The 24,427-nt window shown below is 58.7% G+C and carries 18 protein-coding genes and 1 pseudogene; 6 read left to right on the top strand and 13 right to left on the bottom strand.

Annotation, left to right across the window (positions count from 1 at the left end; all coding sequences use genetic code 11):
- Positions 1-414 precede the first annotated feature (414 nt).
- On the top strand, positions 415-1,524 hold the full coding sequence (locus tag AC0IXS_RS08725) for a DUF3396 domain-containing protein (protein WP_057410672.1): 1,110 nt from the start codon (positions 415-417) through the stop codon (positions 1,522-1,524).
- 24 nt (positions 1,525-1,548) lie between these two features.
- On the opposite strand, the gene AC0IXS_RS08720 is transcribed toward AC0IXS_RS08725, so the two are convergent.
- Both AC0IXS_RS08720 and AC0IXS_RS08715 read right to left on the bottom strand, forming a co-directional pair.
- Positions 1,549-3,045: an MDR family MFS transporter gene (locus AC0IXS_RS08720; RefSeq protein ID WP_137202313.1), complete on the bottom strand. Its 1,497-nt coding sequence runs from the start codon at positions 3,043-3,045 to the stop codon at positions 1,549-1,551.
- Between the two features lie 130 nt (positions 3,046-3,175).
- Complete coding sequence (locus AC0IXS_RS08715) at positions 3,176-3,346, bottom strand: hypothetical protein (RefSeq protein WP_162850617.1); 171 nt, start codon at positions 3,344-3,346, stop codon at positions 3,176-3,178.
- 150 nt (positions 3,347-3,496) lie between these two features.
- On the opposite strand from AC0IXS_RS08715, the gene AC0IXS_RS08710 reads away from it, so the two are divergent.
- Positions 3,497-3,724 carry a hypothetical protein gene (locus AC0IXS_RS08710; RefSeq protein WP_137202314.1) on the top strand — a complete coding sequence of 76 codons (228 nt, stop codon included), beginning with the start codon at positions 3,497-3,499 and terminating at the stop codon, positions 3,722-3,724.
- Between the two features lie 9 nt (positions 3,725-3,733).
- Here the strand turns inward: AC0IXS_RS08710 and AC0IXS_RS08705 are convergent, their stop codons facing one another.
- The 9 genes and pseudogenes from AC0IXS_RS08705 to bglX all read right to left on the bottom strand — a co-directional run bounded on the left by AC0IXS_RS08705 (position 3,734) and on the right by bglX (position 18,274).
- Entirely contained in the window at positions 3,734-4,357 is a 624-nt protein-coding gene (locus tag AC0IXS_RS08705; protein ID WP_004881319.1) for a flavin reductase family protein, read from the bottom strand.
- Positions 4,358-4,485: 128 nt separating this feature from the next.
- A complete protein-coding gene (locus tag AC0IXS_RS08700) occupies positions 4,486-4,878 on the bottom strand; it encodes a hypothetical protein (RefSeq protein WP_471824391.1) in 393 nt (130 codons plus the stop codon).
- Positions 4,879-5,254: 376 nt separating this feature from the next.
- A complete protein-coding gene (locus AC0IXS_RS08695; protein ID WP_057410624.1) occupies positions 5,255-6,580 on the bottom strand; it encodes an MFS transporter in 1,326 nt (441 codons plus the stop codon).
- Between the two features lie 180 nt (positions 6,581-6,760).
- A pseudogene (locus AC0IXS_RS08690) lies at positions 6,761-8,386 on the bottom strand (molecular chaperone DnaJ).
- Between the two features lie 5 nt (positions 8,387-8,391).
- Complete coding sequence (locus AC0IXS_RS08685) at positions 8,392-10,086, bottom strand: Hsp70 family protein (RefSeq protein ID WP_471824389.1); 1,695 nt, start codon at positions 10,084-10,086, stop codon at positions 8,392-8,394.
- An 85-nt stretch (positions 10,087-10,171) separates the two neighbouring features.
- Entirely contained in the window at positions 10,172-12,553 is a 2,382-nt protein-coding gene (locus tag AC0IXS_RS08680) for a PAS domain S-box protein (RefSeq protein ID WP_122669024.1), read from the bottom strand.
- A gap of 221 nt (positions 12,554-12,774) precedes the next feature.
- Positions 12,775-14,109 carry a sigma-54-dependent transcriptional regulator gene (locus AC0IXS_RS08675; RefSeq protein WP_471824388.1) on the bottom strand — a complete coding sequence of 445 codons (1,335 nt, stop codon included), beginning with the start codon at positions 14,107-14,109 and terminating at the stop codon, positions 12,775-12,777.
- Positions 14,110-14,115: 6 nt separating this feature from the next.
- A complete protein-coding gene (locus AC0IXS_RS08670; protein ID WP_471824387.1) occupies positions 14,116-15,873 on the bottom strand; it encodes a sensor histidine kinase in 1,758 nt (585 codons plus the stop codon).
- A gap of 76 nt (positions 15,874-15,949) precedes the next feature.
- Complete coding sequence (gene bglX, locus AC0IXS_RS08665; RefSeq protein ID WP_471824385.1) at positions 15,950-18,274, bottom strand: beta-glucosidase BglX; 2,325 nt, start codon at positions 18,272-18,274, stop codon at positions 15,950-15,952.
- A 320-nt stretch (positions 18,275-18,594) separates the two neighbouring features.
- Between bglX and AC0IXS_RS08660 the strand changes: the two genes are divergently transcribed.
- Together AC0IXS_RS08660 and AC0IXS_RS08655 are read left to right on the top strand one after the other, a co-directional pair.
- Positions 18,595-19,287 (top strand): TPM domain-containing protein, encoded by a 693-nt coding sequence (locus tag AC0IXS_RS08660; RefSeq protein WP_057410674.1) that lies wholly within the window; start codon positions 18,595-18,597, stop codon positions 19,285-19,287.
- 27 nt (positions 19,288-19,314) lie between these two features.
- Positions 19,315-19,932, top strand: a complete 618-nt coding sequence (locus tag AC0IXS_RS08655) for a TPM domain-containing protein (RefSeq protein ID WP_029243221.1) — start codon at positions 19,315-19,317, stop codon at positions 19,930-19,932.
- Positions 19,933-19,985: 53 nt separating this feature from the next.
- On the opposite strand, the gene AC0IXS_RS08650 is transcribed toward AC0IXS_RS08655, so the two are convergent.
- Both AC0IXS_RS08650 and AC0IXS_RS08645 read right to left on the bottom strand, forming a co-directional pair.
- Positions 19,986-20,996: an alpha-xenorhabdolysin family binary toxin subunit B gene (locus AC0IXS_RS08650; protein ID WP_191953791.1), complete on the bottom strand. Its 1,011-nt coding sequence runs from the start codon at positions 20,994-20,996 to the stop codon at positions 19,986-19,988.
- A 16-nt stretch (positions 20,997-21,012) separates the two neighbouring features.
- The gene (locus AC0IXS_RS08645; protein WP_153227145.1) at positions 21,013-22,236 is read right to left on the bottom strand and encodes an alpha-xenorhabdolysin family binary toxin subunit A; all 1,224 of its coding nucleotides are present in this window, start codon (positions 22,234-22,236) and stop codon (positions 21,013-21,015) included.
- Between the two features lie 275 nt (positions 22,237-22,511).
- On the opposite strand from AC0IXS_RS08645, the gene AC0IXS_RS08640 reads away from it, so the two are divergent.
- Positions 22,512-23,732, top strand: a complete 1,221-nt coding sequence (locus AC0IXS_RS08640; protein ID WP_122669020.1) for a class I SAM-dependent methyltransferase — start codon at positions 22,512-22,514, stop codon at positions 23,730-23,732.
- Positions 23,733-23,881: 149 nt separating this feature from the next.
- A complete protein-coding gene (locus tag AC0IXS_RS08635) occupies positions 23,882-24,325 on the top strand; it encodes a GNAT family N-acetyltransferase (protein WP_137202319.1) in 444 nt (147 codons plus the stop codon).
- Positions 24,326-24,427 lie beyond the last annotated feature (102 nt).

Here is a 24,427-nt window from a genome sequence, read left to right as displayed (position 1 = left end):
AAAAGTTTACCGTTTGCTGACATTTGTCCGTCCGCTTATGTGTCTGTAATACGCTTTTACGGCATGGGATGACATCAGCTTGTAGGACGTCGGTAGGACATTTCCTGAAACATGTAGCTGATTTCCCAAACTAAATTCCGTGTATTGCTCCGCTTCGAAACTCCCTTCACTCTTCGCTCCCTAATCGACATGGTGAGAGGGAAGTTGCATGTCCAGGCGAAATCTTGCGCCTATATGCGTTGAAAACAAGGACAGTTGTGCAAAAGCCCACCAGGCGACAATCCGCCTGAGCTGCGCTGGCCGAGCCTCATTCCGACGGATGGATCATCCGGGCGTTGATGGCTTTGCACAAAGCCCCGCCCCGGTTGTCAGCCAGGGGAGGGCGGAATGATGCCGCAGGCTGTATTGGATTGCATGAGCCCACTGTTAAGACTGGAGTTACAGGCCGAGCGCATTGCCGTGGACTCGGCACAGGGAATGCCGGTCGTTCGTCTGGGGCTGATCACCACGCTGTATTTCAGAAAAGGCCATACCCAGGATGCGAAGCAGCGGGTGGAGGCCTGTTTTTCACGCTTCTACACGGCCTTCAAACCGGTGCTCAAATGGCAGCTCTATAAACGCATGCGTCGTTTGACACCTTCCGGGTTCGCTTCCTGCCGACGCCAGGTGGTCCATGGTTCGCCACAGGACCAGTTCGTCTGGTCGATTGCCAGCGCCACCCAGGCCGAAGTTGCCAACTACAGCCTGTTTGTCATGAACACCTCTGAAGGGCAGGCCGACAATGATCTTTCCTGTCTGAAAATGGTATTGCCCTGGTCGTACCTGACCGAGCCCGACGGCCTGAAAAACTATGAAGGCTGGATCCGGTACCTGAGCAGCGAAGTGCAGGCCGAACATGGGTTCGGCGGTCTGGCCTGCATCCTTCCCTGTGACGGACATCAGTATCTTTCGTGGGAGTATCGGCTCGCCCAGCAGTATGTGGGGCTGATGGTCGATCCCGGACCGCATATAGAAAGCCTGCGCCTGCTGGACCACATCAAGGGTGTGGGCTGGTACACGGTTCTGGGCGAGTCCTTCGTGAGACGCCTGGGCAGCAGCGACAGGCTTCGGGCTCAGTTGAGCGGGCACAGCGATATCGTCTTCCATGCGTACAGCACCGGGCTGATGATCCGCGCCGGAAGCGTCCCTGAGCTGGGCGAGCGCGGTCGGCTTCCGCCTTCGTCCTATAGGGCCGTCAACAAGGTGATCAAGCCGATCCGTTTGCAGGACACCGGCAATCTTCACCCTTATCTGGCACCGGGGCTTGGCTTTACCAGGCAGACAACTGCGCAGTGGTTCGCCCGTTTTGACGAAAAGCCTCCTCAGCCGGTGGATGCCGGTCGGGCATGTCCTCAGACGGGCTACTGGTTCAGCAATGCCCGGGCCCGGTCTCGACGGTTTTTCAATGAAAGCGAAATCATGCCTGTGTTCGAACACCTGAAAGGCAAGAGAACCCAGTGGTTCTGGGCGGCTCAGTCGGAGTGACCGCCGCCTCGTCATCGGCCGCGACTAGTCACGGCCACGCAGAAGGTTGTTGGGCATGGCCCAGGCGGCGGCAATACCCAGCAACGAGATGGCCGCGCTGGTGATCAGCAGGTTTCTGAATGTCAGGGCCAGCTCGGCGCGCAAGGTCTCCAGCGCCGGGCCGGTGGCGGCATTCAGACTGTCGAGCAGCACGTTCCCTGAAGCGCCTTCATGCCCGATGGCCCCAGGCTCCAGCTGACCGACGCCGGTGTGCTGCAGCATGGCCAGCAGCAGGGCAGACATCAACGCCACGCCTACCGCACCGCCCAATGAGCGGAACAGGTTGGTGGTGCTGGTGGCAACGCCCATATCCCTGATGTCGACCGAGTTCTGTGTTCCTACCAGTGAGGTCGGGAACTGCATGCCTGACGCAATACCGGTCAGGATCATGAACAGACTCATCAGCACGATCGACTGCGGCGGGGTGAACGCCATGCCCAGAATCGCGATGGGCATCAGCACCGCACCGGTGGCGATCAGGGGCTTGTAACGTCCGGTCAGCGCCGTACGCCGCCCGGCGAAATAAGCACCCATCGGCATGCCCATCGCCAGAGGAAGCAGATGAAGTGCTGCGCTGTCTGCGCCGCCACCGGTGACCGTCTGGTAGCGCAGCGGCATCAGCACAATCAGCGAGATGGCCTGGAAGCTGGTGAAAAATACCGTGCACCAGCAAAGCACTGCGCTACGGTTGGCAAACAGGTGCATGGGCAACAGCGGCTCTCTGGCGCGTCGTTCATACCAGACGAATAGTGCAAGGGTCAGCAGGGCGACGCCCAGCAGCGCTTGCACCTGCACATCGTCCAGACCGTGGCCCTGGCCAATCTCGGTAATGCCCAGCAGCAAGGCAGTCAGGCCGACGATCATCAGTATCGTGCCCAGATAATCGATGATCGGTTTGCGTTGCGGAATCGGCAGCCCTTTCAGCGTGCGCCAGGCCACCACCAACGCGAATATCCCCAGCGGCAGATTGATCAGGAATACCCAGCGCCACGACAGGTATTCGGTCATCAGGCCACCGAGCACAGGTCCGGCGACACTGGCGACGGCGTACATGCTGCTGAAATAGCCCTGATAACGGCCTCGCTCACGGGGCGGAACGATGTCGGCAATAATTGCCTGGCTGACCGACACCATGCCACCCGCGCCAATGCCCTGCAGCACGCGAGCCAGTACCAATTGCTCCATGCTCTGGGCCAGTCCGCAGAACAGCGAGGCCAGGGTGAACAGGCCGAGGCCGAACAGCATCAGCTTGCGCCGTCCGTACAGATCGCCCAGCTTGCCGTAAATGGGCACGGCAACGGTCAGCGAAACCATATAGGCGGAGATCACCCAGGCCAGCAGATCAATGTCTTTGAATTGGGCGGAGATGGCAGGCATCGAGACCGCGACGATGGTCTGGTCGAGCGCGCTGAGGAACACGGCCATCATCAATGCGAACAGAATGCTGCGGATAGCAGTGGGGGTCGTGGGAAGACTGGTCAAGGCAGAACCTGATGGCAGTGTTGACCCGCCGCAAACGTGACGGGAGATGTCTGGCCAGTCTATTCCGATAGGGGGCTAATCGATAGCTCCCTTCATATGATCAGCGATGAAATACATGAAGCACTGTCTGTCATCGCAACGCGCTGAAGGTTGAGTTGGTCGGCACGCAATGGCCGAACGAGCAGCTCACGACCGTCGGTGCCTGCCGCGCCAGCTCGGTGCGCCAGGCACCGGCTGCATAAACACCGAGTACAGCGATAACACCTGCCACTGCCATGCATTTTCTTGTTATGGGTCTCATGTCGCACTCCTCACTTCAGTTGCAAAGCAATTTGAAAGAGCTGATTGGAGTGTAGGACAGGAATGGAGGCTGTACAGAAGGCGTCAGCAACACACCGTCAGCCTTACAGGCTAAAATTCGTGCTTTCACTGATTGGCAGGTTCAAGACTGATGGCGCGCAAGGAATACGAAGAATTCGAAGCTGTATCTGCAGTAATGCCCGGCGAGGAGGGCTACCGTGCGGCAATCGCGGTCAAGGCTCGCGCCGGAGGAGCTCCGCGCTTCCACGCGGTTCTGCCGGGGCAGACGTTCAAGACTGCCCACGAGGCCGATCTGGCCGCAACCGCAGAGCTTGAGCGGCTGACCAGCGTCGACGCCGAGGGTGAACTGGTCTGGTAATACGCCTGATCAGGCGCCCGGTCTGAACATTTTGAACAAAGCTTCAGGACCCAGCTGGAAATAATCCGCAGGTCCGCCGCCGCGCAGAATCGGCTCGGCGGCGGCCGTGTCGTAGACGCCGTCCTTGAGCAGGGATTTGGCGATATGCACCGCAACCACTTCGCCCAGAATCAGCCAGCTGGGTACCAGCTCCTTGTCGGCGCGCTGTAGCTGGACGATCTGCGTGACCTTGCATTCGAACGACACCGGCGTCTCCAGCACGCGCGGCACAGCCACGATGTGCGAAGCCAGCGGCGTCAGGTTGGCCAGTTCGAATTCACTGACGTCGGCACCGACCGGGGCACAGGTCTGGTTCATGGCTTCAGCCAGCGAACGTGTTGCCAGGTTCCAGACGAACTCGCCGGTCTGCTCGATGTTATTGAGGCTGTCCTTGCGGCCGACGCTGCAAAAACCAATGATCGGCGGCACATAGTTGAACGCGTTGAAGAAGCTGTAAGGCGCCAGATTCAGCTTGCCGTTGGCGTCCTGGGACGAAATCCAGCCAATGGGTCGCGGGCCGACAATCGCGTTGAACGGGTCGTGAGGCAAACCATGACCTTTGGACGGTTCATAGGAGTGAATAGCGTCTGACATGCTTGTTTCCTGATCAGCTCAATGACGGGGTTGGCAGCATAGTGCTGCGCTTTGGCAGCGGATGCCAGCATTCAGACACTGAAAAGCCCGGCATGTGCCGGGCTTTGAGGTGTTGTGAAGCGTGTTGCTTAAACGCGGCGATTGGCACCTACGCGGTCTGCACCATCAGCGGCCAGACGGTTTGCACCGACGTGGTCAGCACCATCGGCAGCCTGACGGTTGGCACCGACACGGTCAGCGCCGTCTGCGGCGAGGCGGTTTGCACCGACATGGTCAGCACCATCGGCGGCCTGGCGGTTGGCACCGACACGGTCAGCGCCGTCTGCAGCGAGGCGGTTGGCACCGACGCGATCAGCACCGTCAGCAGCTACGCGGATCGAGCCGACGTTGGTGTGCTTGGTGCCGCCTTCGGCAACGATAGGGGCGTTCGACAGGTCGCTGGTAGTCACGGCTGGCAGTGCGAAAGCGCTCGAAGCCAGAACAGAGAAAGCGAGACCGAAAATCAGTTTGGTAGTTTTCATGAGGGTGTCTCCAGTTTGGGTCGGGTGAGTTGTCATCCCGGTATGGAGGCAATGCTACGCGCTGGCCGATTATTAAGAAGTTAATCGGATTGCTACCGACCATCGCTGAAAATGATAATTGGCCGGAGCGCTCTGTTTTCGGGCCTTGCAGGGCTGATGGCATCATGATGGTGCAATTTTTGAAAAATCTTGTAATAAAGGCTCTTGACAAATTTTAATAATATTAAATTCAGTAGGTTGGAGCTATTTTTCGGCCAAAACCTGCACCGCAGTGAAACACCTGGAAACATCCAGCCTCCGAACTGACAGCCTGATTCGCGCCCACAAAAAAGGGCAGCCCCGACTGCTGGCTGCCCTTTATCACCGCAACGCGAGGTCAGTCGGTTTCGATTCGCGAGTGCTTGCGGGTGTCCTTCATGAAGACATACACCAACAGCGAGCACGCGATACAGGCCGTAACGTACCAGTAGTAGCCGGTTTCCATGCCGATGCTCTTGAACCACAGCGCAATGTATTCAGCCGTGCCGCCGAAGATCGAGACGGTCAGTGCGTAGGGCAGGCCCACGCCCAGCGCACGAATCTCGGTCGGAAACAGTTCCGCCTTCACCACCGCGTTGATCGAGGTATAGCCACTGACGATGATCAGCGCCGCCATGATCAGGAAGAACGCGCCCCACCAGGTCTGGATGGTGTGCAGGGTGGTGAGGATCGGGACGGTGCACAAGGTGCCCAGCACGCCGAACGCGATCAGGATCGGGCGTCTGCCGATCTTGTCCGACAGCGCGCCGATCACCGGTTGCAGCACCATGAACAGGAACAGCGTTGCCGCCGAAATGGTCGTTGAGTCCGTGATGCTCATGCCGACCGTGTTCACCAGATACTTCTGCATGTAGGTGGTGTACGTGTAGAACGCCAGCGTACCGCCCATGGTCAGGCCGACCACAGTCATCAGTTCCTTGGGATGACGCATCAGCGTGCGCATCAGGCTTTCCTTGGCCTTTTCCTTTTTCTTGCGGGTGAAGGACTCGGTCTCTTCCATGCCACGACGCAGGAACAGCGCAACCACCGCACACAGCGCGCCGATGACGAACGGGATACGCCAGCCCCACGCGTACAGTTGCTCGGTGGTCAGCGTCTGTTGCAGCACGATCAGCACGCCCAGCGCGATGAGCTGGCCGGAAATCAGGGTGACGTACTGGAAGCTGGAGAAGAAGCCGCGACGTTCCTTGGTCGCCATCTCACTGAGATAGGTGGCCGAGGTGCCGTATTCGCCACCGACCGACAGGCCCTGCAGCAGACGTGCGAACACCAGCAGGATCGGTGCGCCGACGCCGATACTTTCGTAACCGGGCGTGAGGGCAATGATCAGCGAGCCGAAGCACATCAGCAGCACCGAGGCCATCAGGGCTGCCTTGCGACCCTTGTAGTCAGCGTACAGGCCCATCAGCCAGCCACCGATCGGACGCATCAGAAAGCCGACGGCAAAGATCGCAGCCGTGTTGAGCAACTGGGCAGTGGTGTCGCCCTTGGGGAAGAAGGCTTTGGCGAAGTACAGCGAGAAGGCGGCGTAGACGTACCAGTCATACCACTCGACCATGTTGCCGACCGAGCCGCTGAAAATGGATTTGAGACGACTCGACGTGGTTTTCGGAGCAGCGGCGACGCCCGCCGACCCCTTCGGTAGGGAGTTGGAAATTTCCATGGTGATCCTTTTTCATTATTTTTAGAGGAGGCATTCAATGCCCTGACCAGTTCCATAGCAGGAGCTGTGCCACACCAGAGAGGGTTGCTTTAGAGGGGTTGAACGCTATGGGTGAGCGATAATCCGCTCATCCGGGGCGTTTGGATGAGCGGATTATTGCCGATGGTGTTGTTCGCTGGGCTAACGAGCAGGCCCAGGCCCGAAGATGATCACGGCAATCACGAAGGCAAACATCAGGCCCAGCGTGAGCATCACCCATTTGCCGATGTTCCTCGAGCAGACCTCTTTAAGCCTGCGCCATCCTCCGGTCCTGGTACCGACAGCGTCTTTGATCAAAGACAGTCGATAGGGCGACAGGTAAATCCAGACCAGCAGGGCGGCACCATAAGAGGCCAGCGGTATCGGGCCCGAATGCGCGTAGAGGACGCCGACGAGCGCTATCGGAACGCCGTGGGCCAGGATCAGGGCCTGATAACCCGGCCAACTGAGCGACACGGGCAACACGCGTTCACTCAGCCATTTATCCGTCGATTCAAACGCGTCTCTGAACGGTTGCCAGATGGCCTGTGCGATGTAAAAAGCCGTCATCATCAGCACAGGCGTCATGACGAAACAGAAGAACAGGTCAAACCCGATGGACGTCTTGCCCGGCGGTTGGAAGTACTGCGCGGTCAGGGCGAGAGATACGCCAGCGGCATACACCCTGGCATAAGGGTTGAAACCAACCTGACGGCGCAGTTTTCGCCAGCCATGCAGGTCTGCATCCGGAAACAGTTCCAGGAGTTCCGGATGTCGTTCCGACAGGTCGAAGCTCAATCGATTGCAGGCTACCCAGACGTCGTCATTGCATTCCCTGGCAATACGCAACTGCTCTCTCAGCGGGGGTGGATCGAGCAACAGTTGCGCAGCATGAGCGTCTGCGCTGTCCAGAGGACCTGACAGCAACTGCTGCTGGCGTCGGGCAAACTCCTTTTTCTCGCAGCGCTCGATCAGGTGCATCCAGAGCGAGGGTGTGCCGGAGTGTACGTCGTGTTTCTGATCCCAATCGAAGAGACCTGAAATGCGCTCGAAAAGGGAAGCGCTCCACTCATCGGTGTTGAGCAGCAGTGTCATGGTTCAGTGTTCTAGCTGGTCATGCTGATCCAGTGATGACAACCACGGTTGTTGCTCCAGCGCCTTCAGCGCGTCCAGAAACTCACGCTCCTGATGCCTGGCGAGCAGGTCGCGAAACGCGGGCAACGAGCTGTCCAGAAGGGCTTGTGTCAGGCGTTGCGTCTGATGCGCCCTGAACTGCAGCTTTTGCAGGGGCGTCAACCAGTGCAACCGGACGACTGCCGCCTCAATCAGCTCCAGATGTTCGTCAGGTTCAAGCAGGCAGCGCTTGGCCAGGTGCTGCTGAAACTCGTCATCACAGCCCTGTTCCCGCGCCAATTGGTGTTGCGACTCCAGGTTCTGTGGCGTGGTCCGCATGGCCTGTTCATACCAGCTTGTCTCGACGACGGCCGGGCGCACAGGTTCGACCTTTGCCAGCGTCGGCATAAGAGGCGGTGCGACAGGCACAATCTCCAGAGCAGGCTCTGTGTCCCGGACGCCGGGCGTGGCGAACAGACTGTCTTCCTCGTCGCTCTCGTCGTCTTCGACGCGATTGCGCGCCCGGTCCAGCGCCTGTTCATAGGCGGTGCGCAAAGCCTGAAAGGCCACAGGGTCATCGTCAGGCCGGGTCGTTTTCAACAGCCTGGAATATTGACGCTTGATACTGCGTTCGTCGGCGTCGCGATCCAGCTCCAGCACACCCCAACAATCCATTGTCGTCACCACTCACCTCGTTCGAAGTGGTCTGCCTGCTGTTCGAGATGTTTGCGCATCTCACCAATCTGGCGCTCGTCCTGGGTTTCCAGCACGCGTTGGAACTGAGCGGCCCAGTTCCCGAGCATTTCACGCTGCTCGCCCAGGTACTCCTGATACAGACGTTCCAGACGCGCCATGAGGTGGGTGTTGACCTGCTTTTCGCGAGGATGAACCTTGAGTGCTTCCAGTACCTTGAGTCGATCCTGAATTTCGGTCGGCGTCATGACCCCGGGATTGTTTTCGATCACCAGCCTGTGACTGATGCCAGTGGCCTGGACCGACACGTCGGCCTCGAGCAGCCCGTTGTTGTCGTAGGTGAAGCGCACGTCCAGTTCGATCTCGCCAGCCTTGGCTTTGGGGACCGGAATGTTCAGCTCGCCCAGCGCAATGTTGTCTTTGACCAGCCGGCTTTCACCCTGAAAGATCCTCAGGATGACCTCGCTCTGATTGTCCGAGACCGTGTTGACGGTCTGTACCCGGCTGACAGGCACCACACTGTTGCGCTCGATGATCGGCAGGTAATGCCCGCCCTGATGCCCGTTGAATACCCGTTGGGAAATCTCGATACCCAGCGTGTAAGGGCATACATCCGTCAGTACGATCTCTTCCAGCGCCGCATCGCGCTGTTTGAGCGCGGCCTGGATCGCAGCACCCTGAGCGACCACCTCATCGGGGTTGAGCGTGATCGAGGGGAAGCGCCCGAACATGCCGGCGGCCAGCTTGCGGATCAGCGGCATGCGTGTGGTGCCGCCCACCAGCAGGATTTCATCGAGGTCGGCAACGCGAATCTTTGCGTCACGCAGTGCCCGCTCGATAGGTGCACGCAGGCGCGCCAGTAACAGGGCATAAAGCTCTGCGACCTGTTCCTGGGTAATCGTCCTGCGCCACTCGCGGTCTGCGTGACGCAGGACGAAGTCGGCAAATTCATCTTGCCCCAGCGCCTTGCGAACCCGCTCCGCTTCACGTCGCAGCGAGGGCTCGATCAGCGCTCTTGCGGGAAAGTTGGAGTCGCCCTGATGTGCGCTGACAAAATGGTCGAGCAAGGCTCTGTCGAAATCTTCGCCGCCAAGAAAGTTGTCACCCGCGCTGGCGCGGACTTCCATCACGCCGTCAAACAGCTCCAGGATCGAAATGTCGAACGTACCGCCACCCAGGTCGAAGATCAGAAAGGATGTTTCGCCTTCCTTTTGATGAAGCCCGTAGGCCAGCGCCGCCGCCGTGGGTTCGTTGATCAGTTTTTCGACCTTGAGCCCGGCCAGCTCACCCGCGATGCGCGTGGCCTTGCGCTGGGCATCGCTGAAATAGGCCGGCACGCTGATAACGGCTTCGGTCACCGGCTCACCGTAGGCGCGCTCGACATCGGCCTTCAGGCTTTTGAGTACCAGCGAGGACAGCTCTTCCGGACGATAGGTATCGGCGCCCAGACGCACTTGCTGGGCACTGCCCATGTAGCGCTTGAACAGTGCGGTGGTTTTATCGGGATGAGTCTGCAGGCGCTCCCGTGCTGCCTTGCCGACCAGAATCTGGCCCTCGTCATCAAGCCCGACGACGCTGGGGGTCAGGGTGTCTCCCAGCGCGTTGGTGACCAACTCGCTTTTACCGTCGCGCCACACGGCGACCAGGCTGTTGGTCGTGCCCAAATCAATACCGACGATCATGTCAAACCTTCTCCTTGCATACGGCTGTCCAAGTGCTCAAAAAATAAAAGAATGTCCGGTCCGGGCTGAAACGGCGAGCAGTATTTCAGTCCTTCGATTCTGTGCGTCGAGACGCTGCCTTGTGCAGAAGGGTGGCGAGGTCTTCCAGCGCATAGGGTTTCTGCAACAGGTCGAAGCGGTGCGATTCGTCCTGAGCGAACTGCGCGAACTCAGTGCTGTAGCCGGTCGTCAGCACGACTGGCATCCATGGGTAGCGCGTTTCGATCTCGGCATACAACTCAAGACCACTCATGCCCGGCATGGCGATGTCCGAAAACACCACCTGGAAACTCTCGGGGTTGCCCGAAAGCTCCTGCAACGCCTCGCTGCCGCTGGAGACCCAGACCACCTGAAATCCCAGTTGCTCAAGCATCGGGCGGGTGTAGGTGCCGATGTCCTGATTATCTTCCACCATCAGCACGCACAGGCCGGGCAGGGCGCTCAAGGTATGGCCTTCCTGCTCGGGAGTGATCTCGTGATTCTGCGCGCTGGGCAGGCACAGCGTGAAGCGGCTGCCGCTGCCCAGTTCGCTTTCGACCAGCACTTCACCGCCCGACTGCTTGGCAAAGCCAAACACCTGCGAAAGGCCCAGTCCGGTGCCTTGACCGACGCTTTTGGTGGTGTAGAACGGTTCGAAGATCAGCCCCAGTTTTTCCTTGGGAATGCCCGAGCCCGTGTCGGTCAGGGTCACTGTCACGTAGTCCCCGTCGCTCAGTGACGGGGAAAGTTCGCTGGACGGGCAGGCAGACCGTTCCACCTTGATGGTCAGGCGGCCCGAGCCTGCCATCGCATCGCGGGCGTTGACTACCATGTTGACCAGTGCCGTGTCGAACTGGCTGCCGTCGGCGAAGATGAAACAGGGTTCTGCGGGCACATCGATATCGACCTGAATCCGCGACCCGGTCAGGGTGTCCATCATTTCCCCGATACGGGCGACGCTTTCGCACACGTCGAACACTTCAGGTTGCAACGCCTGTCGACGAGCGAAGGCCAGTAGCTGGCCGGTCAGCCGTGCAGCGCGGTCCACGGTGCTGGAGATGGCCTCGACGTATTTGACCCGCCGCGCTTCGTCCAGATCAGCAGGTTTCAACAGGTCGCTGCAGGAGCGGATCACGGTCAGCAGGTTGTTGAAATCGTGCGCCACGCCGCCTGTGAGCTGGCCGATGGCTTCCAGTTTCTGTGCCTGATGAAGCGCATCCTGAGAAAGCCTCAGGGCTTCATTGGCTTCTTCCTCAGCCTGGATGTCGCGGCCCACGGCATGGATGAACTGCTGGTCCGGCACCGCTGTCCAGGCAATCGTGCGGTACGAGCCGTCGGCATGCCGATAGCGATTCTTGAAGTGCGGAATGTTCTGGCCGTTCTCCAGCCCACTCATGGCGGTAAGCGTGCTGTCCACATCATCGGGATGCACCAGCGTCAGGAACTGGCCGCCCACAAGCGCCTGCTCGGACCAGCCCAGCGCCTGAGTCCAGGCCGGATTGACGGCGTTGATGATGCCGTCGAACTGCGCCACGAGCATCAGGTCGGTCGAGAGTCGCCAGATCCGGTCGCGATCACGGGTGCGCTCCACCACGCGTTGTTCGAGCGATTCATTCAGGGCTTTCAGGGCCTCTTCAGCATCGCGCAACTGCGTCATGTCGCGGGACACGCAGAGAATTTTCTCCGGCTTGCCGTCGGTGCCAAAAATGGGGCTGACCTGCACGTGCCACCATTTGACGGTGCCCGCCATGGTCTGCGCCGAGCCCATGAAACTGGCGCTCTTTCCCGCCCGGGCTGCTTCGACTGCGGCCTTGGCTTCGAGATTGCCCTGGTTCTGCCAGAAGTCCGGCCACGGACAGCCGCGGATCGCGTTGAAGTCGCTGACTTCCATGATGCGCTGACCGCCTTCGCTCATGAAGGTCAGGCGCGAGTCAAGGTCCAGCACTTTGATGCAATCGTTGATGCTCGACAGGACCCGGTCGGTGAAGGCTTCGTTCTCGTTCTGTCTGGCCTGGGCGAGTACGTGCGCCGTGGTCTCGTTGACCCGGCAAAACACACCTTCGATCACGCCCGTGTTGCCGTACAGCGGCGAATACGACAACGACCACCAGGTCAGCTCGGACTTTCCGTTACGGGTCACGGTGCGCTGGATGTTATCGGATCGGCAGCTATGACCGGCCATCGCCTGTTCGGCCAGGTGACGCACGTCTTCCCAGGCATCGCCCCAGACCGAAGCGATAGGCTGCCCTTGTGCCTGGCTGGCTGCGACAGGCAGCACGGCGCAGTAGGCGTCATTGAAGAACAGCGTGAATTCAGGTCCCCACAGCACGTACATGCTGTCCGGGCAACTGAGCATCAAATTCATTGAGGACAACAGTGCCGATGGCCAGTTGTTCCTGGTCCCCAGAGCAGACGTCGACCAGTCTGTCTCTCGGATAAGCCGACCCATTTCGCCGCCACCCAAAGGGAGGTCGAGGGGAGTATTCACGGTAGAAAATGCCCCATGTTTCGGACTGCTGAGGTTGGCTGGAGTATCAAGGCTGGCAATGATGTCATTGTGCCTTCCAACTATCCAGCCATCACGACCAAAGGCGGCGTGACAGTATGCAGACCCGGCACGTCTGGAAATGTTCGCTCCCTGCCAGACAAGTATTTCCAGCAGGCCGTTATTCAGCTCAGGAACATTTCCCGCATGAGGCCGTGACGCTGCATCTTTTCGTTGAGCGTCCGGCGCGGCAACTGCAATTCATGGAGCACCGCTTTGATATCGCCCTTGTGCCGGCCCAGCGAGGCTCTCAGGCATTGGGCCTCGAAGGCTTCCTGCTGGGCCGCCAGAGACTGTCCGGTCGGTTCGGCGTGTGTCTCCACGTCTGGCCGGGTCAGGCCCAAAGTCTGTCGTTCTGCAGCGTTGGCCAGTTCGCGCACATTGCCGGGCCAGTCATGGCTGAGCAACTGGCTCAGCCGAGCCGCACTGACCTCCGGGGCTTCACGGCCCATGCGCTCTGCCGCCGCACGGGCAAAATGGTTGAACAGCAGCGGAATGTCTTCACGTCGTTCACGCAGCGCGGGCAAGCGCAGTTCGGCCACGTTAAGCCGGTAGGCGAGGTCTTCGCGAAAGCGTCCGGCGCGCGCTTCTTCCAGCAAATCCGGCTTGGTGGCTGCAATGATTCGCAGGTCGACGTCGATGCTCTGATTGGAGCCCAGCCGTTCCAGCCGCTTGTCCTGCAGTACCCGCAGCAGTTTGACCTGCTGCGCCATGGGCATGCTTTCGATTTCGTCGAGAAATACCGTGCCGCCGTCAGCGTATTCGAGGCGGCCGATGCGTTTGCCCTGGGCGCCGGTGAACGCGCCGCTTTCATGGCCGAACAGCTCGGCTTCGAACAGGTGTTCGGGAATGGCGGCGCAATTGAGCGCGACGAACGGCTTGCTCGCGCGGGGGCCGAAGTCGTGCAGGCAACGGGCGACCAGCTCCTTGCCACTGCCGGTTTCGCCGCGAATGATGACGTTCACCGACAGCTGCGACAGTTCCAGCACGTGATGGCGCAACGTCTGCAGGCTCGGCGACATGCCCAGCAGCGTGGCATCCAGCCGCGTACGGGCGTCGGCCTGCTCATGCAGGCGTCGGTTTTCCAGAATCAGTTGACGCTTTTCCAGGGCGCGGCGCAGGTTGCTGATCAGTGTTTCCGGGCTGAAGGGTTTTTCCAGAAAGTCGTAGGCACCTTCGCGCATGGCTTCGACGGCCATGGGGACATCGCCATGACCGGTCAGCAGAATGACCGGCAAGTCCTTGTCGATGACCTGCAGGCGTGCCAGCAGCTCAAGCCCGCTGATGCCCGGCATACGCACGTCAGTGAGTACCACGCCGGGGAAGTGCTCCGGCAGTTCTGCCAGACATTCTTCAGCCCTGGCGAAAACCTGCACAGTGAAACCCGACAGGGTCAGCCACTGTTCAACGGCCTGTCGGATGGGGGCTTCGTCGTCTACCACAATGACCGAGTTCAACATGCCGGGTCAGGTCTCCAGAAAGTCGTTGGGCAGGCTGAACCAGAACACTGCGCCGTTGCCATGATTTTCCGCGCTCAATTGGCCGCCCAGTTCATGAATGATTGCATAGGACACTGCCAGACCGAGCCCCAGCCCGTCGCCGACCGGTTTGGTGGTAAAGAACGGATCGAAAATGCTGTTCAGATTTTCAGGTGCGATGCCTTCGCCCGTGTCGACGACGCTCAGTCGCCATTGACCTTCCAGTGGCTCGATACGGATTTCCAGGCGCGCCGGCGTTCTGCCGCGCATGGCGTCCAGCGCATTGCGCAACAGGTTGATCAAGACCTGCTCCAGGCGGATCGCATCACCGCGTACCCAGGCCGGGCGTGACAGTTGCAGCACGCATTCGACATGCTCTTCATGCAGACGTGGTTCGAGCAGCAGCAAGGCCTGATCGACCACCGTTGCCAGGTCCAGCCGTTCGCGCAGACCGGCCGGGCTTTTGCGTGCGAACGTCTTTAGGTGCCCCGTCAATGCCGCCATACGCGTCAGTTGCTGATCCACCGGTATCAGTGCCTTGCAGGCCTCCTCGATGCGGCCTTGATCCAGCAGCAGACGCACGGTCGCCAGTTGCATGCGCTGTGCTGTGAGGGGTTGGTTGATTTCATGAGCCAGTGCCGCCGACATCTGGCCCAGCGCTGCCAGCTTGGCGGACTGCACCAGACCGTCCTGCGCTGTCTGCAGATCGCGGGTGCGCTCCTGAACCAGACGTTCAAGTTCGTCACGGCTGCGCTCGCGCAAGCGGGCCAGACGCCAGCGCTGGTAAAGGAACAGGCCCAGAAACACCAGTGCCAGCCAGATTCCGGCGGCCGCGATTCCGGCGTTACGGATGTCCTCGTTGGCCAGCGGTGGTTTGCGCAGCAGGTGCAGCGTCCAGTTTTCGTCCGGCAGCGGCAATGACTGCCACAGATAGTCTGCCGTGCCGTCCGGGCCATCGACGCGGCGCAGCTGGCTGTGCTCCCCGAGTTGATCGATGATCCGGCTGCGCAGCGGTGTCAGCGGTTTCTTGTCGTACTGGCGGGTGCGCAGCAGTTCGCTGCGGTTTTCGAGCGAGATGGGCTCCAGCTCCCGGTAACGCCAGCCTGGCTGGTTGGCAATGAAAACGATGCCTTTATCGTCACTCACCATCAGCAGGTCATCTCCCTGGCCCCATTCCTGTTCAATGGTGGGGAATTCCAGTTTCACCACCATCGCACCGATGAACCCGGAGGCATCGTCCAGCACCGCGCTGGACAGAAAATAACCGGGGATGCCGGTGGTCACGCCGACTGCATAGAAACGTCCGGTGCCTTGCGCGCGGGTTTGCAGGAAGTAGGGACGAAACCCGTAGTTGTGACCGACATAGCTGTTGGGGGTCTGCCAGTTGCTGGCGCCGACAGCCAGACCGTGGCGGTCCAGCAGTTCCAGGGTCGATGAGTGGGCGGCAGCGTTGATTTTTTCCAGCTTCAGGTTGAGCCGGTTCTGGATATCCTCGGTGACCGGTCCGCTCAATGCCGTACGGATTTCCGGATCCAGCGCCAGCACAGAGGGCAGGGCACGATAACGTTCGATCAGGGTGTGCAGCGTGTTGGCGTACAACGCCAGTTGGCTACTGGCGCGAACGGCGTCTTCCGACAGGGCATGGCGCTGTGCCTGACGCATCGCCAGTCCGGCCGATACGGCTGCGCCAGCCAGAATCAGCATCACGTAAAGGGAAAGGCGCCAGTAGCGATGCTTGAACGTCATGTTTCGTGCGCTGCCTGAACGTACCGCCTGGGCGCCTTCACGTGCACTCGGCTCGTGAAGGCGCCATCAGCGATGCTTACAACAGATTGAAGGTCGCCTCTTTCACGGTCTGGGAGTCCAGGCCGATCATGACCTTGAACTCGCCGGGCTCGGCGGCGTACTTGAGCTGGGCGTTGTAGAACTTGAGATCGTTCTCGCTGAGCGTGAAGGTAACTACTTTCTCTTCACCTGGCTCGAGCATGACCTTTTCAAAGTTTTTCAGCTCTTTCACCGGACGGCTGATCGAGGCGGCAACGTCACGCAGGTAAAGCTGAACGATGGTTGCACCGGCTACCTTGCCGGTGTTCCTGACCGTCACGCTGGCGGTCAGTTTGCCTTTACGCGCCATGTTGGCGTCCGACAGCTTGATGTCCGAGACGTCGAACTGCGTGTAGCTCAGGCCATAGCCAAAGGGGAACAGCGGGCCGTTTGGCTCTTCGAAGTAGTGCGAGGTGTAATTGCCCGGCTTGCCTTCATGGTACGGACGGCCAGTGTTCAGGTGCGCGTAGTAGACCGGCAATTGACCGATCGAGCGCGGGAACGACATGGCCAGTTTGCCCGACGGGTTGTAGTCGCCGAACAGCACGTCAGCCACGGCGTTACCGCCTTCGGTGCCCGGGAACCAGGTTTCGAGCATGGCGTCAGCCTGTTCCTGCTCATCGACCAGCACCAGCGGACGGCCGTTCATCAATACCAGAACCAGCGGCTTGCCAGTGGCCTTGAGTGCCTTGATCAGGTCGCGCTGCTTGCCCGGAATGGTCAGGCTGCTGCGGCTTGCCGATTCATGGGACATGCCACGGGACTCGCCGACCACGGCCACGATCACGTCGGACTGCTCGGCCACCTTGACGGCTTCGTCGATCATTTCCTGAGCCGGACGTGGATCGATTTCCACTTCCTTCTCGATGAAGTTCAGGTAGTTGAGGATGTGTTCGTTGTCACTGACGTTCGCGCCACGGGCGTAAACCAGTTTGGCCTTGTCGCCGACAGCATTTTGCAGACCTTCATACACCGTCACCGATTGATTGGGACGACCGGCTGCCGACCAGCTGCCCAGCATGTCGAGATGGCTCTGCGCCAGGCCGCCGATCACGGCGATGGTGCCTTGTTTCTTCAACGGCAGGGTGTCGTTCTGGTTTTTCAGCAGCACCAGTGTCTTGCGCGCCACGTCGCGGGCTTCGGCACGGTGCAGGCGGTCGTCGGAGTAGGTGTCGGCCGGGTCATCGGCGGCTACGCCAATACGGCCATAAGGCGCTGCGAACAGGCCCATGTCGTATTTGGCACCCAGCACTTCACGCACGGCGTTGTCGATTTCCTTCATGGAAACCTCGCCGTCCTTGACCAGACCGGGCAACTGCTCGCCGTAGGCCACGTCGTTCATACTCAGGTCGACACCGGCCTTGATGGCCAGCTTGGCGGCTTCACGGTAGTCCTTTGCCACGCCGTGTTCGATCAGTTCCTTGATCGCGCCGTGGTCACTGATCGTGACGCCTTTGAAGCCCCAGTCCTTGCGCAGCAGATCCTGCATCAGCCAGGTATTGGAAGTCGCCGGAATGCCGTTGATCGAGTTCAACGCGACCATGATGCCGCCGGCGCCTGCGTCTACACCGGCGCGATATGGCGGCAGGTAGTCGTTGTGCATGCGCGTCATGCTCATGTCCACGGTGTTGTAATCGCGTCCGCCTTCCACCGCGCCGTACAGGGCGAAGTGCTTGACGGCTGCCATGATGCTGTCGTTGGCGGCAACGTTCTTGCCCTGGAACGACCGGACCATCACGTCGGAAATCCGCGAGACCAGATAGGTGTCTTCGCCGAAGCCTTCGGAACTGCGACCCCAGCGCGGATCACGGGAGATATCGACCATAGGAGCAAAGGTCATGTCCAGGCCATCGGCACTGGCTTCTTTCGCCGATACACGGCCGGTCAGCGCAATGGCGTCCATGTCCCAGCTGGCGGCCATGCCGAGGCTGATCGGGAAAATCGTGCGATGGCCGTGGACCACGTCATAGGCAAAGAACATCGGAATTTTCAGACGGCTCTTGGCGACTGCCGCTTCCTGCAAGGGACGGTTTTCCGAGCGTGTAATGGAGTTGAACGTGCCGCCGATGCGTCCGGCAGCGATTTCCTTGAGAATCATTGGCTGCGGCATTTCACCGCTGATGCTGATGAGGCGCAGCTGACCGATCTTTTCGTCGAGGGTCATTTGTTTCATCAGTTTGCTGATGAACGCATTCTTTGCCTGAAGTGTGGACTTGCCAGAGACGGCAGAAGAGGCCGGAGCGTCAACAGCCGCGGCGCTTTGAGCGATCATGGAGTGACCGGCCAGGCCGACCAGCAAACCTAATAAACACAGCTTATTCATCAATAAATTCTCAAGGCTTTTGTCGGCAACTCGCGTTTAATATCCGACAGCCAGTTTTTGGGTTATAGACCTTTGGCGTTATTGTTCGAGCAGGGCGCAAGAATAGTTGCTGCCCGTTTCGTTGCACGAGGGCTTTCCAGGGTGTGTACGAAAATCGCCGGTTTGATTGATTTTTGTACACATCCTCGCTCGGTCAACAGTCGTTCCGTGCTCGGCATCGGCGATGGATTATGCCGGGGAACTTGTGTTTTGGCTAAGGCGGTCGTTTCAATGGTTTCAAAAAGCACCGGAGGTCAGCTTTGAAGTGTGTGTTCCAGATGATGTTGTACGCGGTAATGACGCTGGGCGTGGCATTTCGTGCCCAGGCCGAGCAGCCCGTACTGGTTTTTCCGCCCATGACGGGCAGTGTCGTGGATGCGGCACAGATGCTCGACAGTCAGACGACCGTGCGTCTTGCAAAGTTGCTGCGTGCCTACGAGCAGGCCACCGGTGAGCGAATTGTTGTCGTCACCCTTGCGGATCTGCAGGGCGCGACGATCGAGGAGTTCGGCGCCCAGTTGGGCGATGCCTGGGATCTGGGGCGCGGAGGCAAGGCCAACAGTGCCCTGCTGGTGGTCGACCGTGAGAAGCGCAAGGTGCTCATGGAGGTCGGCTCCGGGCTTGAGGACCGTTTGAGCGATGCCCAGTCATCGCTCATCATCAACATGCTGGTGACACCCGAATTCAATGACAGCCGGTTTGCCATCGGCATCGAGCGTGGCGCACAGGCGATGATCGCCGCGCTGGGTGGTCAGGTTCCGGATTACCCTGAACCTGCGGCCCGGCTTGCTGTTTATGAAGAGCCGCTGAGCGATTTCCGTGTCTGGCTGACGGCCATTGTTCTGACCCTTGTTGTGCTGCTGATTGTGTTCGTCAGCATTCGGCGCTCAGTCGGCCGTCTGTGCCCCGGCGAGCAATCTGCAGGCCGCAGTGGCGGCCGATTCGATGGCGGTGGTGCCTCGGGCAACTGGTAATTGACCGATTCGGGAAATGAGAAAGTCATGGCTTTATTGAACAGAGAAGAACAGCGGCAGGTGGCAGAGGCGATTGATCGTGTGGAGCAACGCACCGATGCCGAGCTGGTGACGGTACTGGCCGCCCGCGCTGACGACTATGCCTACATGCCGTTGATCTGGGGTGGTCTGCTGGGGCTGCTGCTGCCCGGCACCGTCAATTACTGCCTGCAATGGCTGAGTGCCGATGAGTTGATGCTGGCTCAAATGAGCACGTTCATTGTGGTCGCGCTGATCTGCCGTATTCCGCGAGTGACCGCGCATCTGGTGCCTGCTTCGGTGCGGCGCTGGCGAGCGGGCAATCTGGCACGGCGTCAGTTTCTCGAGCAGAACCTGCACAAGACCCACGACGGAACCGGCATTCTGGTTTTCGTCAGCGAAGCCGAGCGCTACGTTGAGATTCTGGTTGATCACGGCATCGCCAGCCGCCTGCACGACGACACCTGGAAGGCGATGGTCGATGTCTTTACCCAGCAAGTCAGGAACGGTCAGACCCTTGAGGGGTTTTTAGGCTGCATTCATGCCTGCGGCGAGCTGTTGGCCGATCATGTTCCGGTCACCCATGGCCGCAATGAGCTGCCCAATCGACTGGTGGTGTTGGGTTGAAACCAGGCAGGTAAGGGCGAACACGTTTACCTGCCTGTAGCGTTCAGCAAGACTCAAGCGTTGCGGGTAACGCTGTAAATCGACCTCATGTAAGCGCTGAACTGTTCAACCTGCTGATTGACGAGGGTCGGGTCTCTGACTTTCGACACGTCGTTTTCCAGAAAGCGGTAGAGCGAATCACTGAGCTTTCTGGACTGCTGGACCCAGATCATCCTGTTATTGTCCAGACCGGCCAATGTCGCCAGTTCTTCCAGTTTCCGGGTGACCGCTTTCGCCTCTTTTTGCGCGGTTTGGGATTCTGTCAGCAAGTTGTTGTAGCGAGTGCGTAACTGGTCACGCTCGGTGATCAAATCGGAATATTTCAATGCCCCGCCGAGTTTCCCAATGAGCGTTTGTAATCGACCAATGCCGAGTTGCAACGCCATGAGGTGCGGCGAGGGAATGGCGATTGCCGACAGCTCTTCCGTGGTCGGCAGCGCGTCCTTGAATACGTCTGCCAGATTGTGCTGTTCGTACGTCTTGACCGTTTCATCCAGCAGACGACGGTCTTCTGCCATCGTACCCATTTTGGTTTCCTGTCCAGCAGACTGCTGACTGAAACCGTTGAGCTGCTCTTGCAGTGTCTCTGTCAGGTTGCTGTCCACGAGTTGCAACCTGATCTGCTGAAGATCGTCGGTGGTGCTCGCAATGGCATGAGCGGCTTTAGCCAAAACCTTGCTCAATTCCAATGCCTGCCGAACCCGCTGGGCATTCAGCAACGTCAGGGCTTGGTTCTTCTGCTCATCGCTCAGACTTTGATCCGTTTCTATCTGTTGTTGTTTCTGGTCGATGGCCGTATGGCTGAGGGTCTTCAACTGTGCAGTGATGGTGGCCAGGCTATCCACAAATTGCGAATCAGCGGCGTTGAAGGTCGCTTTCAGTGGCAGTAACTTCTCTTTCATGGCAGGCAGGAAGTCGAGCGTCAACGATGCTATCTGCGTATGAATCTGTTGACGAGCCGCGTCCATGAGTGCTCTGTCGGGTGCTGCAAAGGGTGCAGCCTGGGAGGCGTCAGTGTTCATCATGTCCATATCCTTATGGTTATTTGCTTTGCTGGTTTGAAAATTCGTCCAGCGCCTGTTCGAAGGTCATCAGCAGATGGGTGGTAATGCCCTTTATCTCTTCCCATGGCGTAACGAAACCTTTGAACTCCAATACAAAGTCCAACAACGTTTGATCGTTACTGATATCTGCCAGTCGCGTGGCAGCGTTATCGACATACTTGGCCAGGATGGTCCAGATATCCTGCAGGTTTACTGCGCTCTGATGAGCATCCAGCATGCGAATCTTCATGTCTTCGAACAGAATTTCCAGGCTGCGTATGGCGGCAGCGAGTGGGCGCTTCTGCCCGAACGTTTCCAGCCTGGTCTTCTTTTCCGTCACCAGACGGTTTTTCTCCTTGCGGATCGCTTCCGCCTGGGCGCCGAAGATGCTGTCCGTCACAATAAGCCCTACAATTCCGCCCAGCAGTCCCAGCGTAATGTGGGTTTTAGTGGTCTTGTATTCCTGATGCTTTTGATCGATGTCGACGGTCAGGCGATCAATCTCCTTCTCGAGCGCAATAAGATCCTCGTCCAGATCCGATCGGCTGGCCAGCCGCACTTTGTCGTTGATGCCAGGCACAAGATCGACGGTCAGCGTATGAGCAAACTGCTTGATGTCCTCGGCCAGTTTCTTTGACGCTTTTCGATGCGCCTCCATCTGGACTGCGATTTTTTTCAGCGTTTCGGCCAATGACAGACACACTGTTTTATCTGTTTTCGTCAGTGGAGCAGGCGAGAGGCTTTTCACTGTTTCGATGGTCAGATCGGCAACGGTCAGCTGGAGTTGCCTGGCGAGTTCCATTTTGTCGACGTAATCCAGAATCTGCTTGCCCTGATTGGAAAACTCTCCGGCAAACAGATCAAGGTCGAACCCCTTGGCTTTTATATCAACCTCGATGGCTGACCAGCTTTGGGCGTGTTGGTTGATTGCGCTGTAGGTCAGCAACAGGTCCTGAGGCTCAAGACCGGAAATGCCACTGTGTGTAAAACCAAGTTGTTGTTCTACCCGCTCGAGGGTGTTGGGCAGGTTCAAACTGTGTCTTTCGTAACGCTTGATGCTGAGGATGTCTTCCTTGGTCAGAATTAGCGCAGTCGCCCGGCCATTGTTTTTTTCATCTTCCGCCAGGGTTCTCAGGAATTCGGTGGGCGTTATCGTGATCTTGGATTTTTCAGGCTTTTCAGGCTTTTCAAGTTTTTCAGATTCAGTAGTCGGGTCATGCATGGTGCACGTTCCTTGTGCAAGTTCAGTAAAGGCTCACTCGACAGTGTTGTGGCACTCCTTGAGTGAGCGAGTTTCACTGTAACGGCGTTTTTCGGTTATTTAATATATTTGTATAGTGCCAGGCGATAAATTCGTTTTAGGCGCATGGCTCAGCCGCCGCGACTTGAGCGTTCATCGTCAGGGTGGAAAATAGTCATGCCGGACAGGCGTTCGCACGCTTAAAATGTCTGCCTGATTTTTACGAGTCCCTGCGGGGACGCTTGAGGCACCTTTCGATGTCCGTGACACCCACCGCTTCATCCTCTGCCGCGTCGGATCATCGTGCGCAATTTCTCGGCCTGCTGGACACCAGCCTATCCCAGAATTCGCTGATCAAGCTGGTGCTCGCCAAATACGTGGGCAGTGAAGCCGAGTTGCAGCGGGTGATCATCAAGCCGCTGACGGTCCGCGAGCAGCCGTGCCTGTCTTTCGTGTACCGCTACAAGACCCGCGACATCACCAAGAACTTCCCCTTGGCCGAAGCCGTGGACGCCATTGCGGGCCTGATTCCCGAGTCGTTCAAGAACGCGCATCTGCTGTCGCTCACCGATGAGGTGCAGCTGGAATTCAGCAAGAAAGGCAAAAGCACGCTGTTCAAGAGCAAGGCGCAGCAGGAGCGCGAAGCACCTGCTGCCGGGCATGACCGCGAGAAGAAGCGCTATCTGGAGCTGACACGCCCGTTCCTGACCGATCTTGGCGTGACCAACCGTCAGCATGAACTGATCCCGGCCATGTCGCGCAAATGGAAGCAGATCAACAAGTTCATCGAGGTGTTTTCCCACGCCCTGGCGTCTTCCCCGCTCAAGCTGGATCAACCGGTCAAGGTTGCGGATTTCGGTTCGGGCAAGGGCTACCTGACGTTCGCCATCCATGACTATCTGCGCAATACGCTGCAGGCGCAGGGCGAGGTGACCGGTGTCGAGTTGCGCGAGGACATGGTGACTCTGTGCAACAACGCAGCGGCGCGCCTCGAGCATCCGGGGCTGGTCTTCAAACACGGCGATGTGCGTACCGTTGCGCCAAGCGAGCTGGACGTGATGATCGCGCTGCATGCCTGCGACATCGCCACCGACTACGCCATTCACATGGGGATCCGCTCCGGCGCGTCGATCATCATGTGCTCGCCTTGCTGCCACAAACAGATTCGTCTGCAGATCCAGAGCCCGACCCTGCTCAAGCCAATGCTGCAATACGGCCTGCACATGGGCCAACAGGCGGAGATGGTCACCGACAGCCTTCGCGCCTTGCTGCTGGAAGCGTGCGGTTACGAAACCAAGGTGTTCGAGTTCATTTCGCTGGAGCACACCAACAAGAACAAGATGATCCTGGCGGTCAAACGCGCCGAGCCTGTCGATCCGGCTCACCTGCTGGCGCGTATCCAGGAACTGAAAACGTTCTACAACATTACCGAGCAATGCCTTGAAACCCTGTTGCGGGCTGATGGTTTTCTTGGTTGAGGGCTGAGCAGATTTGGCGCTGAGCGGCAGGCACACGCCGCTCTATTCGGTGTGCGCCGTTTGTAACAACGTCTGCGGTCTGCGCGCGAATCCTGTTTCACACAACGTCCGCTGATTAGTTTTACTGCATCGAACACTAAGGCCTGCACATGGATACGCTTCGCCCTTACCTCCCTGCAGACAGGGTTATCTGTCTGGACATTTTCGACTCCAACACACCACGCTTTTTCGACCCGTCCGAGCGCGACAAATTTGCCCGCTTTCTGCTTGACCCGGTGGGTTCCTATTTCGTTGTGGAGCGCGAGGGTGAAGTCCTCGCTTGCGGTGGGTATCTGGTACTCGCCGATCCGTCGATGGCCGAACTCACCTGGGGCATGGTGTCCGGAAATCAGCATGGCAATGGCCTGGGCCGGTTTCTCGTTCTGTCCCGGCTGGATCTTATGAGGCAGCTCCCGCACGTAAGCCACGCTTACATCAACACGAGCCAGCTGGTTCAAGGTTTTTACGCTGGCCTGGGTTTTTCGCTGACCCGCTTGAAACGTGACGGTCACGGGGTGGGCATCGACAGCGTCGAGATGACGTTGAAGTTGTAACAAAAGAAAACTTATTTATTGAGCAGGCGCTCTAAAACTCAAGGTTTGCTTGGTCAAAACTTGGACGGAAACGTTACAGCTTTCAATAATTTGTACAGGAAT

Source organism: Pseudomonas sp. AC016 (assembly GCF_979253365.1).
Note: the sequence above shows the minus strand (reverse complement) of the source record. Positions and strands in the feature narration are given on the sequence as shown.